Raw genomic sequence first — 14619 nt, 5'->3', positions numbered from 1 at the left:
TGATGGAAAGAAGAGTGCCAATTACAGTTGAAGAGGCTGTTCGTAAAGTGATGGCATTTGCTAATTGTGGTGTAAAAGAACTAGTACCACTGGAATTAGCATACGGACGTACGTTAGCAGACGATATAGTAGCGGATCACGATGTTCCTTCCTTCGATCGCTCGCCATATGATGGATTTGCTATTAGGGCAGAAGATACTTTACGAGCAAGTCGTGAGAATCCAATCGTATTTGAAGTAATTGGTGAAATTGGAGCAGGTTCCGTATTTCCTAAAGAAGTAGGAGCGTTTCAAGCAGTTCGAATTATGACAGGGGCACAAATTCCGAAAGGATGTAACGCGGTCGTCATGCTAGAACTGACTCGTCATCGTCAATATGAGAATATCGGAAAAAGCTATATGGAAGTGAGGCGCTCATTTAAAGAAGGGGACAATATATCCTTTCAAGGTGAAGACGCACGTAAAGGAACCGTTCTCGCAAAAAGGGGTTGCTACATTAATCCAGGTATTTCTGCTCTTCTTGCTACATTCGGTTATAGTGAAGTGCCAGTAGCGAAAAAGCCCATAATTGGACTATTAGCGACTGGGAGTGAACTTCTCGATGTAAATGAAGAACTACAACCTGGGAAAATCCGAAATAGTAATACGTATATGATATCGTCTCAAATTCGAAGAGCAGGTGGAAGAGTAAAATACTTTGGGAAGTTTAGTGACGATTTGAATACGTGCTACGAGGCAGTGAAAAAAGCGTTAAGCGAAGTGGATATGTTAATTACAACTGGTGGTGTTTCGGTAGGCGACTATGACTATTTGCCAGCTATATACGAACAGTTAGGTGCGTCGGTTCTTTTTAATAAAGTAGCCATGCGGCCGGGAAGTGTCACGACTGTAGCGCGATTAAACGGAAAATTATTATTCGGATTATCAGGTAATCCATCTGCTTGTTACGTAGGCTTTGAATTATTCGTAAGATCTAGCATTCGTGCGTATATGTTTAGCGAAACACCACATGTAAAACGAGAAAAAGCAATGCTCGGAGAAGACTTTCTAAAACCTAATCCATTTACAAGATTTGTACGAGGTAAGCTTCAGTATAACGAAGGACAACTAATCGCTTATCCATCAGGATTTGATAAATCTAGTTCCGTTTCTTCATTAGCAGAATCAAACATTTTTATCGTCCTACAGGGTGGAACGAGAGGATATAAGAAAGGGATGTTTGTAGACATTCTTTTATTAGAAGATAACGAAGGTAGTGAATGGCCTTGGACATTCCGTAAAGTGGGGAGAGGTTTTGATGGGACAAGCACGATTTGAAATTGTCGATATTCCGATTGTAGTTGAAGAAGTAACGAATAAAGTAGCAAGGCGAGAAGCAGGGGCAATTACAACTTTTATTGGAACAGTAAGAGAATTAACGAAAGGAAAACGAACGTTACATCTTGAGTATGAAGCATATAAACCGATGGCAGTAAAAAAGCTTACTGAAATTGGAGAGGAAATTAAGAAAAAATGGCCGGATGCGAAAATAGCAATCTCGCACCGAGTAGGCCGACTAGAAATAATGGATATCGCCGTTGTCATTGTAGTATCGTCGCCACATCGTAAAGTGGCATATGAAGCGAATGAATACGCAATTGAACGTATAAAGAAAATCGTCCCAATTTGGAAAAAAGAATTTTGGGAAGATGGAACGGAGTGGATTGGAGATCAACTCGAAAGCACTCCATATCCAGAAGGAAAACCAAAGAAAGAAGAATGAGAAGATGATAACAATTTTACTGTTCGCCAATTTACGAGAAGAAGTAGGCTCAGAGAGATTAGTAATAATAGAAAAGCGAGAGATGAATGTTCATCAATTGAAAAAATGCCTGAAAGATAACTATCAATTACAGACGCTAGATAAAGCTATGGTAGCAATTAATGAAGAATTTGTAACGGACGAAGATATTGTAAGAGTTGGAGATACTGTCGCGTTTATCCCACCTGTAAGTGGAGGTTAATTCTTTCTATTAGAGTATCAATTTTTTCATATGTCAAGGAGGATCATTATGAGTGAATTTTCGCATTGGAATGAAGAGGGAAGAGCAAAAATGGTTGATATTTCTCAAAAAGACATTTCAACACGCACAGCTATTGCGCAAAGTACAATTTCTTTATCAAATGAACTATTTGAAGCAATTCAAAGTGGCGGATTGAAAAAAGGAGATCCGCTCCAAGTAGCGCAAGTTGCTGGCATAATCGGTGCTAAAAAAACAGCGGATATAATCCCGATGTGTCACCCGATATTAATCCAAGGAACAGACTTTACGTTCCGTTATGAAAAGAAAACCGATGGCTATGAATTAATCATACGAGCGACAGTAAAATGCAGCGGAAAAACAGGAGTAGAAATGGAAGCATTAACGGCCGTATCAATCGCCGCCCTTACTTTTTACGATATGTGTAAAGCTGTTGATAAAACGATGGTCATGAAAGAAACGTATTTAGTTCAAAAAACGGGTGGGAAAAGCGGAGATTTTTTTCACAAGGTAAAATAATTACAATGGAAGGAATGTGTATGATGATTACTCACGAACAGATTATGAACGCGTTAAGCCATGTAGAAGATCCAGAGTTACACAAAAGTATTGTGGAACTAAATATGGTTAGAAATATAAAAATAGATGGTACAGAAGTTGGGCTAGAAGTTGTTTTAACAATTCAAGGTTGTCCGTTGAAAGCAAAAATTCAACAAGATATTGAAGACTCCCTTCGAAACATTGGTGCGTCGAAAGTTTCCTTAACATTCGGTTCTATGACACCAGAAGAACGCGCGGCATTAACAGCGTCTTTAAAGAAAGAAACTAGAACGGAAACTGGAATGCCTAGTATGCTTCGACCTGATTCGGGTGTGCGTTTTATTACTATAACAAGCGGAAAAGGAGGAGTTGGAAAATCAACTGTGACGATTAACCTTGCTACTGCGTTAGCTCGTATGGGGAAAAGGGTTGGAATTTTAGATGCAGATATATACGGATTCAGTATCCCAGCTATGATGGAAACGAATGAAAAACCAACAATGATTGATCAAACCGCAATTCCAGTCGTTAGTCACGGTGTTAAAATTATGTCGATGGGATTCTTCACAGAAGGGAATAACCCCGTTATGTGGCGCGGACCGATGTTAAATAAATGGATTCAAAACTTCCTTGCGAACACGCACTGGGGAGAATTAGACTACCTTCTTCTAGATTTACCACCTGGAACAGGAGATGTTGCGATTGATGTTGCTGCGATGATTCCGCAAGCTAAGGAAATTATCATCACAACGCCTCATAACGTAGCATCATTTGTCGCGTCTAGAGTAGGAGTAATGGCAAAACATACGAAACACGATATTTTAGGTATCGTTGAAAACATGGCATATTACGAAGAACAAGATGGTTCAAGAAACTATCTCTTCGGAAAAGGCGGCGGTGAAATGTTAGCAGAACAACTGCAAACAGAAGTGATAGCCCAAATACCGTTTGCGAAGCGTGAAGAGAATAATGGTTCATGTGTATATGACGAAGACTCGCTTGTTGGGGAGATGTTTGTGTCTTTAGCTGAGGATCTAATTTATAACGGATAGGTTGATAGAAAAGTGGGATGCATAGCACGTATGTATCCCACTTTTTATTTTATGTAGAGTTATTTCAATGGTTTTAAAGGTTATATTTAAGATTGTAATAACTTAGAGACCATTTGTGGAATTTGATTAGCCTGCGAAACTGTATTAAGTGCAACTAAATGCTCCATCGCAGCATACATCCTATATAAAGACTGCCTAGCATTCATACTCAAAACATTCGTACCAATACGCATAATCACTTCTTATAGATTTATATAGTCGGTGTTCTAGAGATAATAAACGGCTATGAAGGGAGAAAAGGGCTTATGCTCATTTTCTGTTTGTATTTTAACATAAGAGGGGATCCAGATAGGAGCTGACCGCTTCTGCACACCGTGGATGCTCTCTTCCACCTAAAAAAAGAAAGGTTTTACAAAAAATTCATCTATATAGAAAAAATGAACCACTCCGCAAGCAGAGTGGTTCATTCATGAAACTAAATCAAATGGCTTATTGTAATAATTTTGAAACCATTTGTGGAGTTTGGTTTGCTTGAGAAAGCATGCTGATACCAGCTTCGTTCAAGATTTTGAACTTAGTCATTTCAGACATTTCTTTCGCCATGTCAGCGTCTTCGATTTGAGAAGCAGCTGAAGCCATAGAAGAAGATTGGCTCTTCAGGTTATTTACGTTAAAGTCAAGACGGTTTAATGTAGCACCTAGAGTTGCACGGTTAGATGCAATTGTATCTAATGCATCATCGATTGATTTAATTGCATCAGAAGCGTTTGATGAAGATTTTGTAATATTACCTGCTGCAGGTGCAGTATAAGCAGTTCCGATTGCTTTAGCTTTTGTAAGGTCTGGAGTAGCATCAGCTTCGAAAGCTGTAATTGCATCTGTAACAGCTTTAATTTGAGTATCGCTCATTAAAGCTTTGTCAGCTTTAGCAAATGCTGTTTTAAAGTTATCAACTGCTGTATTAATCGCTGCTGCAGTTGGAGTACCAGTTAGCGCACCTAATGCTGTTTTAGCAACACCTACAGCATCAATGTTTGCTTGATCTTTAGCAATATCTCCTGCTGTAATTGCGATTGTTTTAGAACCAGTTCCCTCAATAGATAATGTGTCAATCTTTAAAGATGTAGTAGATGAATCAGCTAGATTAATATTGATTTGTTTCGTTGTATCAGCGTTATCTAGAGTTTGGATAGCAATAGATTTGTTATCGCCATTTAATAATTTCTTATCGTTAAACTCTGTGTTTTTAGAAATGTAATCGATTTGTTCTTTTAATGCAGAAAATTCTTTATCTAATGCTTTTTGGTTATCACCAGTGTTCGTACCGTTCGCAGATTGATTAGCGATGTCACGCATACGAAGTAAGATGTTAGATACAGAGTTTAAAGCTGAGTCAGCTGTACGGATTAATGACATACCGTCTTGAGTGTTGTTAGCAGCTACTCCTAATCCGCTTTCACGAGCACGCATACGAGTTGCGATTGCAAGACCTGCTGCATCGTCAGAAGCGTTGTTGATACGTTTACCGCTTGATAAACGGTCCATAGCGTTGCTCATTTTTGCTTGGTTTTGGCGCATGTACTCTTGCGTACGCATGCTATTAATGTTTGTATTGATTCTCATGTTAAGAACCCCCATTTTTTTATATTGACTTTTCTGCAAATTGAAAAACGGTAATATGCGAAAAAATCGATTTCGAGATTTATTGTAATCCTTGCTACAACGGGTGTCAACTAAAAATTCGAATTAATGAATATAAAAAAATAACAGTTTAACAATCTATTCATTTTTTTATTACAATATTATTAAAAGGATTATTGCAAACTTTTTAAAAAAACTCTAATATTAGATTATCTTTGTTTACCGAAAAGGTGATATTATGGTAGTTGGAAATATAGTAAAAGAAGTTCTTGCATATAAAAAAGGACAAATGCAGCAAAAGTTAAGTAGTCCGCAGGCGTTCGTTAGTAGTCGTTTTCAAGATCAATTGCAGAGTGAACCTGCGAAGGAGACGAAGGTTACTCCGCAAATGGCAAAAGTAGAAGATATGAGTCATCCGGTACAATCTACGAAAATAGAAACGGTTGTTAACAAACCGGAAGAACCTATTAATAAAGTAGAGGAAACGAGTAAGCCTGAGGAGAAAGCTGAAACGAAGAAAGTGGATGAAGTGCAAGTTGCACAAAAAGAGTTTGAGCGACGTTTCTCAGAAACGAAAAATGAGCCTGCTGATACGTGGGGATTAACGAATAAATATAATATTCAGAAAATACGTTCTTCAAATGAAGGTAAGTATGAGGATATTATTGATCGCGTAAGTAATACATATGGAATTCCGAAAACGTTAATTCAAAAAATGATTGAAGTAGAGTCTAATTTTAATCCGAAAACGGTGTCACATGCAGGGGCGATGGGGCTGATGCAGCTTATGCCAGCGAATGTGAAAGAGATGGGCATAAAAAATCCATTCTCACCAGCTGAAAGTATTGAAGGCGGTGTGAAAGAGTTAAGCGGTTATTTAAAGAAAAATAACGGTGATCTCGTATTGGCGCTTGCTTCTTATAATGCTGGTCCTGGTAATGTGAGAAAGTACGGAGGCGTACCACCATTTAAAGAAACGCAAGGATATATTAAAAAAATATTAAATATCGACGTTTCGAAATAGAAAATTTCATTATATAAATAGAGAACATGAAATTTTTGTGAACATGATATGGGAGTTGGCTAGATTTGAAATTACAAGATGATATTCCGTTAACAATTTATTTTGAAATCGGAAATACGAAAAAGAAAATTGAAGATCTGCTTCATATTACGAAAGGTACATTGTATCGTCTTGAAAATTCAACGAAAAATACGGTGCGTCTTATGCTTGAGAATGAAGAGATTGGAACCGGAAAGATTTTGACGAAGAATGGGAAAATGTATGTTGAAATCGTTGAATTGAAAAGGTAGGGAAGGGGATTGTCATGAGTGGCGAAAAATTAAGCCAAGAGCAAATTGATGCCCTGCTGAAGGCGGTGAATGAAGGCGAGGAAATGCCAGCTTTCGCACAAGAAGCAGGGAAGCAAGATAAATTTCAAGAGTATGATTTTAATAGACCAGAGAAGTTTGGTGTTGAACATTTACGTAGTTTGCAGGCGATTGCGTCTACATTTGGAAAGCAGACGTCACAGACGTTGTCAGCTCGTATGCGTATTCCAATTGAACTAGAGCCTTCAACGGTTGAGCAAGTTCCATTTACGAGTGAGTATGTGGAGAAAATGCCGAAAGATTATTATTTATATTGCGTTATTGATCTCGGTTTACCAGAGCTTGGAGAAATTGTTATTGAGATTGATTTAGCGTTCGTCATTTATATTCATGAATGCTGGCTTGGCGGAGATAGTAAGCGCAACTTTACGATGCGCAGACCGCTAACGGCGTTTGAGTTTTTAACGCTTGATAATATATTCTTGCTTCTTTGTAAAAATTTAGAGCAATCATTTGAAAGCGTTGTTGCGATTGAACCGAAGTTTGTAACGACGGAGACAGATCCGAATGCGCTGAAGATTACGACGGCGAGCGATATTATTTCATTATTGAACGTAAATATGAAAACAGAGTTTTGGAATACGACAGTTCGTATTGGTATTCCGTTCTTATCTGTTGAAGAAATTATGGATAAGTTAACGTCTGAAAATATTGTCGAACATTCTTCGGATAAGCGTAAAAAGTATACGTCTGAAGTAGAAGTGAAAGTAAATCAAGTGTACAAGCCTGTTCACGTTGCGGTTGGTGAGCAGAAGATGACAATGGGCGAGATTGAGCAAATTGAAGAAGGCGATATTATTCCGCTTCATACAAAGGTTTCAGACCAACTACGTGGTTATGTAGATGGAAAGCATAAATTTAATTGTTTTATCGGGAAAGATGGAACGCGTAAGGCGCTCCTATTTAAAAGTTTTATAGAGTAGGAGGATCCATATGAAGCATGAAGTATCTCCTGTGTCATTAATGGGATTAGAAGAATTTGCAGGGAAGCGAAATGAAGCGGGGAAGGCACATATTGATACCGTTTCAGACATTTCGATTGAACTTGGAGTAAAGCTTGGGAAGTCATCTATTACGCTTGGTGATGTGAAGCAGTTAAAAGTTGGCGATGTTCTTGAAGTAGAGAAAAATTTAGGACATAAAGTAGATGTATATTTAAGTGATATGAAAGTCGGTATTGGTGAGGCAATCGTAATGGACGAGAAGTTTGGCATTATTATTTCTGAAATTGAAGCTGATAAGAAACATGCAGCGCTTATGAAGGCACAAAATCAAATGCAGGATAAAGAGTAGAGGAGGAGTCATATGTCGTATATGACGACCTTATTTCAAGTCGTTTTACTGTTTGGTGCGCTCGGCTATGGTGCATATTATATGACGAAAAAGACGCGCAAACAGCAGTTTTTTAAGCAAGGTGAAAATGGACACATTCAAGTGAAAGACGGCGTGTATTTAAATCATCAAACGAGCGCCTTTTTATTTGAAGTGGACGGAAAGCAAGTGTTCACTGTTATTAGTAATAACGGTGTACAATCTGTGCAGTTAACAGGAACAGGAAATCAGTTTCAACAAGCGTTAGAAGACGCGGTGAAGAGTGAAACGAAAAAAGTAGAGGATCCATCATGAGAATAAAGAAACAGTTATCGTTATTTGCCGTTATTTTCGCATTTTCTATTATTTTTTCATTTGTTTTTGTAAATCCAGCGTATGCAGCCCCGAACGGCTTTATTAATTTCGAAAATGGAAAAGAGTTTACGAGTAATTCAAGTGTACAACTATTCGCGCTCGTTACCCTTCTATCATTATCTTCTTCTATCGTTCTTTTATTTACGCATTTTACTTATTTTATGATTGTTCTTGGGATTACTCGTCAAGGGCTTGGGGTTATGAATTTACCACCGAACCAAGTGCTTGTTGGACTCGCATTATTTTTATCACTATTTACGATGCAGCCAGTGCTTGGTCAATTAAAGAGTGATGTGTGGGACCCGATGACGAAAGAAAAAATAACAGTAAGTCAAGCTGCGGAGACGACAGCTCCGATTATGAAAGATTATATGTCGAAGCATACGTATAAGCATGATTTGAAAATGATGCTGAAAGTGCGCGGAGAAGAGTTGCCGAAAGATTTAAAGGATCTTTCACTGTTTACGCTTGTGCCATCCTTTACGTTAACGCAAATTCAAAAAGGGTTACTTACAGGGATGTTCATTTATCTAGCGTTTGTCTTTATTGATTTAATTATTAGTACACTTTTAATGTACCTTGGGATGATGATGGTACCGCCGATGATTTTAAGTTTACCATTTAAAATACTCGTTTTCGTATATTTAGGTGGATATACAAAAATCGTCGATATTATGTTTAAGACGGTCGCCTGAAGCGTTTGATGCTATGTGATAGGAGTCATATAAATGAATACGTCACCAATTATAGATATTTTCCAAACCTTTTTTTATAAAGGGGTTATGATTTTAATGCCGATTGCCGTTGTAAGTATGATTGTCGTTATTATTATCGCGGTTATTATGGCGATGATGCAAATTCAAGAGCAAACGCTGACGTTTTTACCGAAAATGGCGAGTATTGTGCTCGTTATTATCATTTTAGGTCCGTGGATGTTTCAAGAGTTAACGATGCTTATTTTAGATTTATTTGATAAAATCCCATCGCTATTGCGTTCGTACTAAGATAGGTGAACTGAAATGAATATGGAATTATGGGCGGCGACGTTTTTTGCGTTTTGTCGCATTACTTCATTTTTATATTTTCTACCGTTTTTCTCAGGTAGATCAATTCCGGCGATGGCAAAGGTTACATTTGGACTCGCTCTTTCGATTACAGTGGCAGATCAAGTGGATGTCTCTCACATAAAGACAGTTTGGGATGTAGCAGCTTATGCAGGAACGCAAATTGTAATTGGATTATCACTTTCAAAAATTGTAGAGATGCTGTGGAACATTCCGAAAATGGCAGGGCATATTTTAGACTTTGATATCGGTTTATCGCAGGCGAGTTTATTTGATGTAAATGCAGGGTCACAGTCCACTTTGCTATCAACAATTTTTGATATATTTTTTCTTATTATTTTTATTTCACTGGGCGGCATTAACTATTTCGTTGCCACGATTTTAAAGTCGTTTCAATATACAGAGGCGATTTCAAAATTGTTGACGACTAGTTTTTTAGATAGTCTACTCGCAACGTTATTATTTGCAATTACATCAGCGGTTGAAATTGCTTTGCCACTTATGGGCAGTCTATTCATTATTAATTTCGTCCTTATTTTAATCGCAAAAAATGCACCGCAATTAAACGTTTTTATGAATGCGTACGTAATTAAAATAACGTGTGGTATTTTGTTTATTGCGATGAGTGTACCGATGCTCGGTTATGTGTTTAAAAATATGACAGACGTATTACTGGAAGAGTATACGAAACTATTTAACTTTTTCTTAACGAAGTAGGGGGACGCGCATGGCAAAGGATAATAAAACAGAAAAGGCCACCCCGCAGAAGCGTAAAAAATCGCGTGAAGAAGGAAATATCGCCCGGAGTAAAGATTTAAATAATTTATTTTCCATTCTCGTATTAGCAGTTGTCGTTTACTTTTTCGGAGATTGGCTCGGCTATGAGATTGCACATTCCGTAGCGGTACTGTTTGATCAAATTGGAAAAAATACAGATTCGACCGAGTATTTTTATTTAATGGGTATATTACTTCTGAAAGTATCGGCTCCTATATTAATACTTGTATATGCTTTTCATTTGTTCAATTATATGATTCAAGTTGGTTTCTTATTTTCTTCTAAAGTACTTAAGCCGAAAGCATCACGTATTAATCCGAAAAACTATTTTACGAGATTGTTTAGTCGTAAAAGTTTAGTAGATATTTTGAAATCACTATTTTATATGGGATTAATCGGTTACGTTTCGTACGTTCTCTTTAAAAAGAATTTAGAGAAAATCGTTAGTATGATTGGATTTAACTGGACAGCGTCACTTACTGAAATTATTAGCCAAATTAAATTTATCTTTCTAGCCATTTTAATTATTTTAATCGTTCTTTCTATTATTGATTTCATTTATCAAAAATGGGAGTACGAACAAGATATTAAGATGAAAAAAGAAGAAGTGAAAAGGGAGCATAAAGATAATGAAGGGGACCCGCAAGTAAAGGGGAAACGAAAAAACTTTATGCATGCCATCTTGCAAGGGACAATTGCGAAGAAGATGGATGGTGCAACGTTTATTGTGAACAACCCGACGCATATTTCGGTTGTACTTCGTTACAATAAACAAGTTGATGCAGCGCCTATTGTCGTTGCAAAAGGGGAAGACGAGCTCGCATTATATATACGAACGCTTGCCCGTGAACAAGAAATACCAATGGTGGAAAACCGTCCGCTTGCTCGTTCTTTATATTATCAAGTTGAGGAAGACGAGACGATTCCAGAAGATTTATACGTAGCTGTAATTGAAGTTATGCGCTATTTAATTCAAACGAACGAACTTGAAGTATAATAGCGCGTTTGGAGGGGATCTCTTTGTTTAAGATGGATTCTGCAAGAACCTATTTTTCTATCTTTTTAGCAGCGTCATTCGTTGTGGCGCTCTTAATTCCACTTCCACCATTTATACTTGATATCGTTATCGTTTTTCTACTAAGTATGTCAGTGCTTATTTATATGCGAGCTACAAGTATTAACGAGTGGGATGAATTAAAGTCATTTCCGACGATGTTGTTATTAATCGGGATTTTCCGCGTATCGATTAACGTTTCGACGACGCGAGCGATTTTAACAGACGGAAATGCGGGTCATGTTATTGAAGAGTTCGGCCAGTTCGTAATTGGCGGAAACTTATTAATTGGTATCGTTATTTTTATAGTTTTAATCATATTCCAGTTTATCGTTGCAAACGGTGCGTCTCGTACAGCTGAAGTAGCAGCTCGTTTTACACTTGATTCTTTACCAGGGAAACAAATGTCTATCGATGCTGACTTGAATCAGCGTCTTATTACAGAAAAAGATGCACAGGCGAAACGAAAAAAATTAAATATGGAAACAGAGTTTTACGGAGCGATGGATGGTGCCGGAAAGTTCATTAAAGGGGACGTTATTTTCGGGATTGTCATTTTATTCGTAAACATTATTTTCGGCTTAATTGTTGGTATGATGCAGCAAGGAATGAGCTTTGCAGATGCGGCTATTCACTATACACAGTTAACTGTCGGTGACGGAATTGTAAACCAAATCGGTTCGTTAATGCTTGCGATTTCAACAGGTATTATCGTAACGCGTGTATTTGACGGTTCAGCTGATACAGTAACTGAAGGAATCTTTAAAGAGTTATTAGCGCATGAAGTTGTTGTATATGCACTCGGTGGTTTATTTATCGCAATGGGTGTTTTTACACCGCTACCATTTTTACCATTTGCTCTCGTTGGAGGCACGATTATTTTCTTAGGAGTTCGTAATAAAAAGCGAATAAAGAAAGAAAAAGAAGACGAGCTTCAAAAAGAATTAGAAATGATTCAAGGCGATGAAGAGCAACTGCAACAAGTGGAAGATTCATTCGGCGTCTTTACGGATAAATATCCAATTATTGTAGAGCTCGGTTTAGATTTAGCGGCACTTGTAAAGCAGAAGATTAACGGGGAAACAGCTCGAGATAAAGTTGTTCTTATGAGGAAGTCAATTATTACCGACCTTGGAATTAACGTTCCGGGAATTAACTTTAAAGATAATACGAGCTTTAGACCACGCGGACGTTACATTATTCGTATTAAAGGTGCGAAGGCGGCTGAAGGTGTTTTAAAATCAGGTTATTTATTAGCACTGAAAACACCGAATGTAATGGCTGATTTAGATGCAGAGCCGGCGAAAGATCCAATTTTTGGTGAAGATGGATATTGGATTTTGGAGCATATGGTACAAGATGCACAAATGAAAGGCTATCAGGTGTTAGAGCCGCTCAGCATATTAATTACGCATTTAGATGTTGTCGTTAGACGTAATCTTCATGAGTTAATTCAGCGTCAACATGTGAAAGACTTGATTCACTCGCTTGAAACTGATAATGGCGTTTTATTAGAAGAAATTAAGAAGAAAGAAATCGATTTATCACTCGTGCAAAATGTTATTAAACAACTTCTGAAAGAAGGAATTTCAATTCGTGATTTACCAACAATTATTGAAGGTATTATTGACGGGAAAGAAATTTATCAAAACCATGTTGATGGTGTCACTGCATTTGTTCGTGAATGTATTTCAAAAGTTATTTGTGAGAGTGCGAAAAATCCTGATGGAAAAATTTATGCAGCGCTTTTCGCTGATTCAATCGAGTTAGATGCGGATGTTGTTAATAATTCATACCAAGGTTATTTATTAAACTGGGATTTAGATTTAGAAACGCGAGTAGTAGAGCAAGTACAGCGCGTTTTCAAACAAGCTCGTTTAATGGGAAGAGAGCCAGTATTATTAACACGCAGAAAAGATTTCAGGTTTGCGATTGTGAGACTTCTTGAACGTTATCAAATAGAAGCTAAAGTATTATGTATTAGTGAATTAGCACCAGAAATTGTTGTAGATCAAATTGCTTATATTGAATAGTAGGGGGTGAAGTAATGGAAAGTACAGAAAAAAAAGAAGCGTTAATGCGAATAAAAGCAGCTTCGAAAAATGAATTGTATCGAAAGTTATTTGACCAATATGGTACAGATTATTACTACGTTGTCGATGAAAGTGTAAAACGAAACATCCCGTTTTTTTGGAAGAAGAATTATGAGATGTTAGTCGCTTTTCCTGAAGATAAACAGGAAGAAAGTAACGAAGGCGTAACTCAATTTCATGAACAATTAATGGATGTTGTAAATGAACCTTCAGAAGAAATTGTGAAGGCAAATGGAATTCAATCGGTACTGCACAATTTAGAAAACGTAACGACTTCTATGTCGTACGCAGCGATGCAAACAGGAAATAGTGAAGAATGGGCAAGAAAAAAAGAGAAACTATTACAACTGTTTGAAAAGGGTATTGTCGTTGTGAAACATACAGAAGAGACGAAAGTAGCTAAAAAACAGCCTGTTGTGAAACAAGCTATTTCTGTAAAGAAAGAAGAAGTAGTTATAAAAAAAGAAAACCAGGAATCTGTACCATTTATTATTCAAAAAGTAATTCGGATGTTAGAACAAAACGATGTGGAACAATATTTCATTCATGCATATGCTGAAAAATTAAAAGTGAAGTTTGAGAATGCAACGATGATTACAGAAGAAGAAGTCATCGGATACATATTGGAAGATATGAGATCTCATTTTAATACTGAAAACGTATTTGAGAAAGAGGTACAAACAATTGCATTAATCGGTCCAACTGGCGTTGGAAAAACGACGACACTTGCGAAAATGGCATGGCAGTTTCACGGTAAGAAAAAAACGGTTGGTTTTATTACGACAGATCACTCTCGCATCGGGACAGTGCAGCAACTGCAAGATTACGTAAAAACAATTGGAGCAGAAGTTATCGCTGTGCGAGATGAACCCGCAATGGCAAGGGCACTTACTTATTTTAAAGAAGAAGCTCGCGTCGATTATATTTTAATAGATACAGCCGGTAAAAATTATCGTACGTCAGATACAGTTGAAGAAATGATTGAGACGATGGGGCAAGTAGAGCCAGATTATATTTGTTTAACGTTATCTGCTTCTATGAAAAGTAAAGATATGATTGAAATCATTACGAATTTTAAAGATATTCATATTGATGGAATCGTATTTACGAAATTTGATGAAACAGCGAGTAGTGGTGAATTGTTAAAAATTCCAGCAGTATCATCAGCACCAATTGTATTAATGACAGACGGACAAGACGTGAAGCAACATATACATATCGCTACAGCTGAACATTTAGCAAAACAAATGTTACAAACATCGTAAGAAAAGAGGTGAAGAATAAGGCGCTTGCCTTATTC

Annotated in this window: 17 protein-coding genes and 1 pseudogene; 16 read left to right on the top strand and 2 right to left on the bottom strand. The window is 37.3% G+C overall.

Translation table 11 applies throughout. From position 1 onward, the window contains the following. Positions 1–2 precede the first annotated feature (2 nt). Genes SB773_RS01380 through SB773_RS01360 form a run of 5 tightly spaced genes read left to right on the top strand, consistent with a single transcriptional unit; the run spans position 3 to position 3612 of the window. A complete protein-coding gene (locus SB773_RS01380) occupies positions 3–1316 on the top strand; it encodes a molybdopterin molybdotransferase MoeA (protein WP_410588383.1) in 1314 nt (437 codons plus the stop codon). Continuing rightward, the gene (locus SB773_RS01375; protein WP_410588239.1) at positions 1297–1761 is read left to right on the top strand and encodes a molybdenum cofactor biosynthesis protein MoaE; all 465 of its coding nucleotides are present in this window, start codon (positions 1297–1299) and stop codon (positions 1759–1761) included. The genes SB773_RS01380 and SB773_RS01375 overlap by 20 nt, the downstream gene beginning before the upstream one ends. Positions 1762–1765: 4 nt before the next feature. Continuing rightward, positions 1766–2002 (top strand): molybdopterin converting factor subunit 1, encoded by a 237-nt coding sequence (moaD, locus tag SB773_RS01370; protein WP_341023977.1) that lies wholly within the window; start codon positions 1766–1768, stop codon positions 2000–2002. Positions 2003–2050: 48 nt separating this feature from the next. Further along, positions 2051–2539, top strand: a complete 489-nt coding sequence (moaC, locus tag SB773_RS01365; protein ID WP_410588237.1) for a cyclic pyranopterin monophosphate synthase MoaC — start codon at positions 2051–2053, stop codon at positions 2537–2539. A gap of 20 nt (positions 2540–2559) precedes the next feature. Beyond that, complete coding sequence (locus SB773_RS01360) at positions 2560–3612, top strand: P-loop NTPase (RefSeq protein ID WP_410588235.1); 1053 nt, start codon at positions 2560–2562, stop codon at positions 3610–3612. Positions 3613–3763: 151 nt separating this feature from the next. Here SB773_RS01360 and SB773_RS01355 read toward each other — a convergent pair. Beyond that, positions 3764–3845: pseudogene (locus SB773_RS01355) on the bottom strand (flagellin); the annotation flags it as partial. A 256-nt stretch (positions 3846–4101) separates the two neighbouring features. After that, entirely contained in the window at positions 4102–5235 is a 1134-nt protein-coding gene (locus tag SB773_RS01350) for a flagellin N-terminal helical domain-containing protein (RefSeq protein ID WP_410588233.1), read from the bottom strand. A gap of 256 nt (positions 5236–5491) precedes the next feature. On the opposite strand from SB773_RS01350, the gene SB773_RS01345 reads away from it, so the two are divergent. The 11 genes from SB773_RS01345 to flhF all read left to right on the top strand — a co-directional run bounded on the left by SB773_RS01345 (position 5492) and on the right by flhF (position 14584). Next, positions 5492–6277 (top strand): lytic transglycosylase domain-containing protein, encoded by a 786-nt coding sequence (locus SB773_RS01345; RefSeq protein ID WP_410588231.1) that lies wholly within the window; start codon positions 5492–5494, stop codon positions 6275–6277. Between the two features lie 65 nt (positions 6278–6342). Beyond that, positions 6343–6567, top strand: coding sequence for a flagellar motor switch protein FliN (locus SB773_RS01340; RefSeq protein WP_000775712.1), 225 nt, complete (start codon positions 6343–6345; stop codon positions 6565–6567). A 14-nt stretch (positions 6568–6581) separates the two neighbouring features. Then, on the top strand, positions 6582–7568 hold the full coding sequence (fliM, locus tag SB773_RS01335; RefSeq protein ID WP_002011997.1) for a flagellar motor switch protein FliM: 987 nt from the start codon (positions 6582–6584) through the stop codon (positions 7566–7568). Between the two features lie 10 nt (positions 7569–7578). Next, positions 7579–7938 carry a flagellar motor switch protein FliN gene (gene fliN / locus SB773_RS01330; RefSeq protein ID WP_002011996.1) on the top strand — a complete coding sequence of 120 codons (360 nt, stop codon included), beginning with the start codon at positions 7579–7581 and terminating at the stop codon, positions 7936–7938. Positions 7939–7950: 12 nt separating this feature from the next. Continuing rightward, on the top strand, positions 7951–8271 hold the full coding sequence (locus tag SB773_RS01325) for a hypothetical protein (protein ID WP_000121176.1): 321 nt from the start codon (positions 7951–7953) through the stop codon (positions 8269–8271). Beyond that, entirely contained in the window at positions 8268–9026 is a 759-nt protein-coding gene (locus tag SB773_RS01320) for a flagellar type III secretion system pore protein FliP (protein ID WP_002126633.1), read from the top strand. Before SB773_RS01325 ends, SB773_RS01320 begins: the two co-directional genes overlap by 4 nt. 33 nt (positions 9027–9059) lie before the next feature. After that, positions 9060–9335 (top strand): flagellar biosynthetic protein FliQ, encoded by a 276-nt coding sequence (locus SB773_RS01315; RefSeq protein WP_002011993.1) that lies wholly within the window; start codon positions 9060–9062, stop codon positions 9333–9335. Positions 9336–9350: 15 nt separating this feature from the next. Beyond that, on the top strand, positions 9351–10112 hold the full coding sequence (locus SB773_RS01310; protein WP_001055697.1) for a flagellar biosynthetic protein FliR: 762 nt from the start codon (positions 9351–9353) through the stop codon (positions 10110–10112). 10 nt (positions 10113–10122) lie between these two features. After that, complete coding sequence (gene flhB / locus SB773_RS01305) at positions 10123–11169, top strand: flagellar type III secretion system protein FlhB (RefSeq protein ID WP_088292866.1); 1047 nt, start codon at positions 10123–10125, stop codon at positions 11167–11169. A 23-nt stretch (positions 11170–11192) separates the two neighbouring features. Further along, positions 11193–13259: a flagellar biosynthesis protein FlhA gene (gene flhA / locus SB773_RS01300; RefSeq protein WP_002168717.1), complete on the top strand. Its 2067-nt coding sequence runs from the start codon at positions 11193–11195 to the stop codon at positions 13257–13259. A gap of 14 nt (positions 13260–13273) precedes the next feature. Beyond that, on the top strand, positions 13274–14584 hold the full coding sequence (gene flhF / locus SB773_RS01295; RefSeq protein WP_002168716.1) for a flagellar biosynthesis GTPase FlhF: 1311 nt from the start codon (positions 13274–13276) through the stop codon (positions 14582–14584). The last annotated feature ends 35 nt before the right edge of the window (positions 14585–14619 follow it).

Origin of the sequence: Bacillus sp. SIMBA_074, assembly GCF_046534555.1 — a bacterium.
Classification (GTDB): domain Bacteria; phylum Bacillota; class Bacilli; order Bacillales; family Bacillaceae_G; genus Bacillus_A; species Bacillus_A mycoides.
This window is presented reverse-complemented; position numbering and strand designations above follow the sequence as displayed.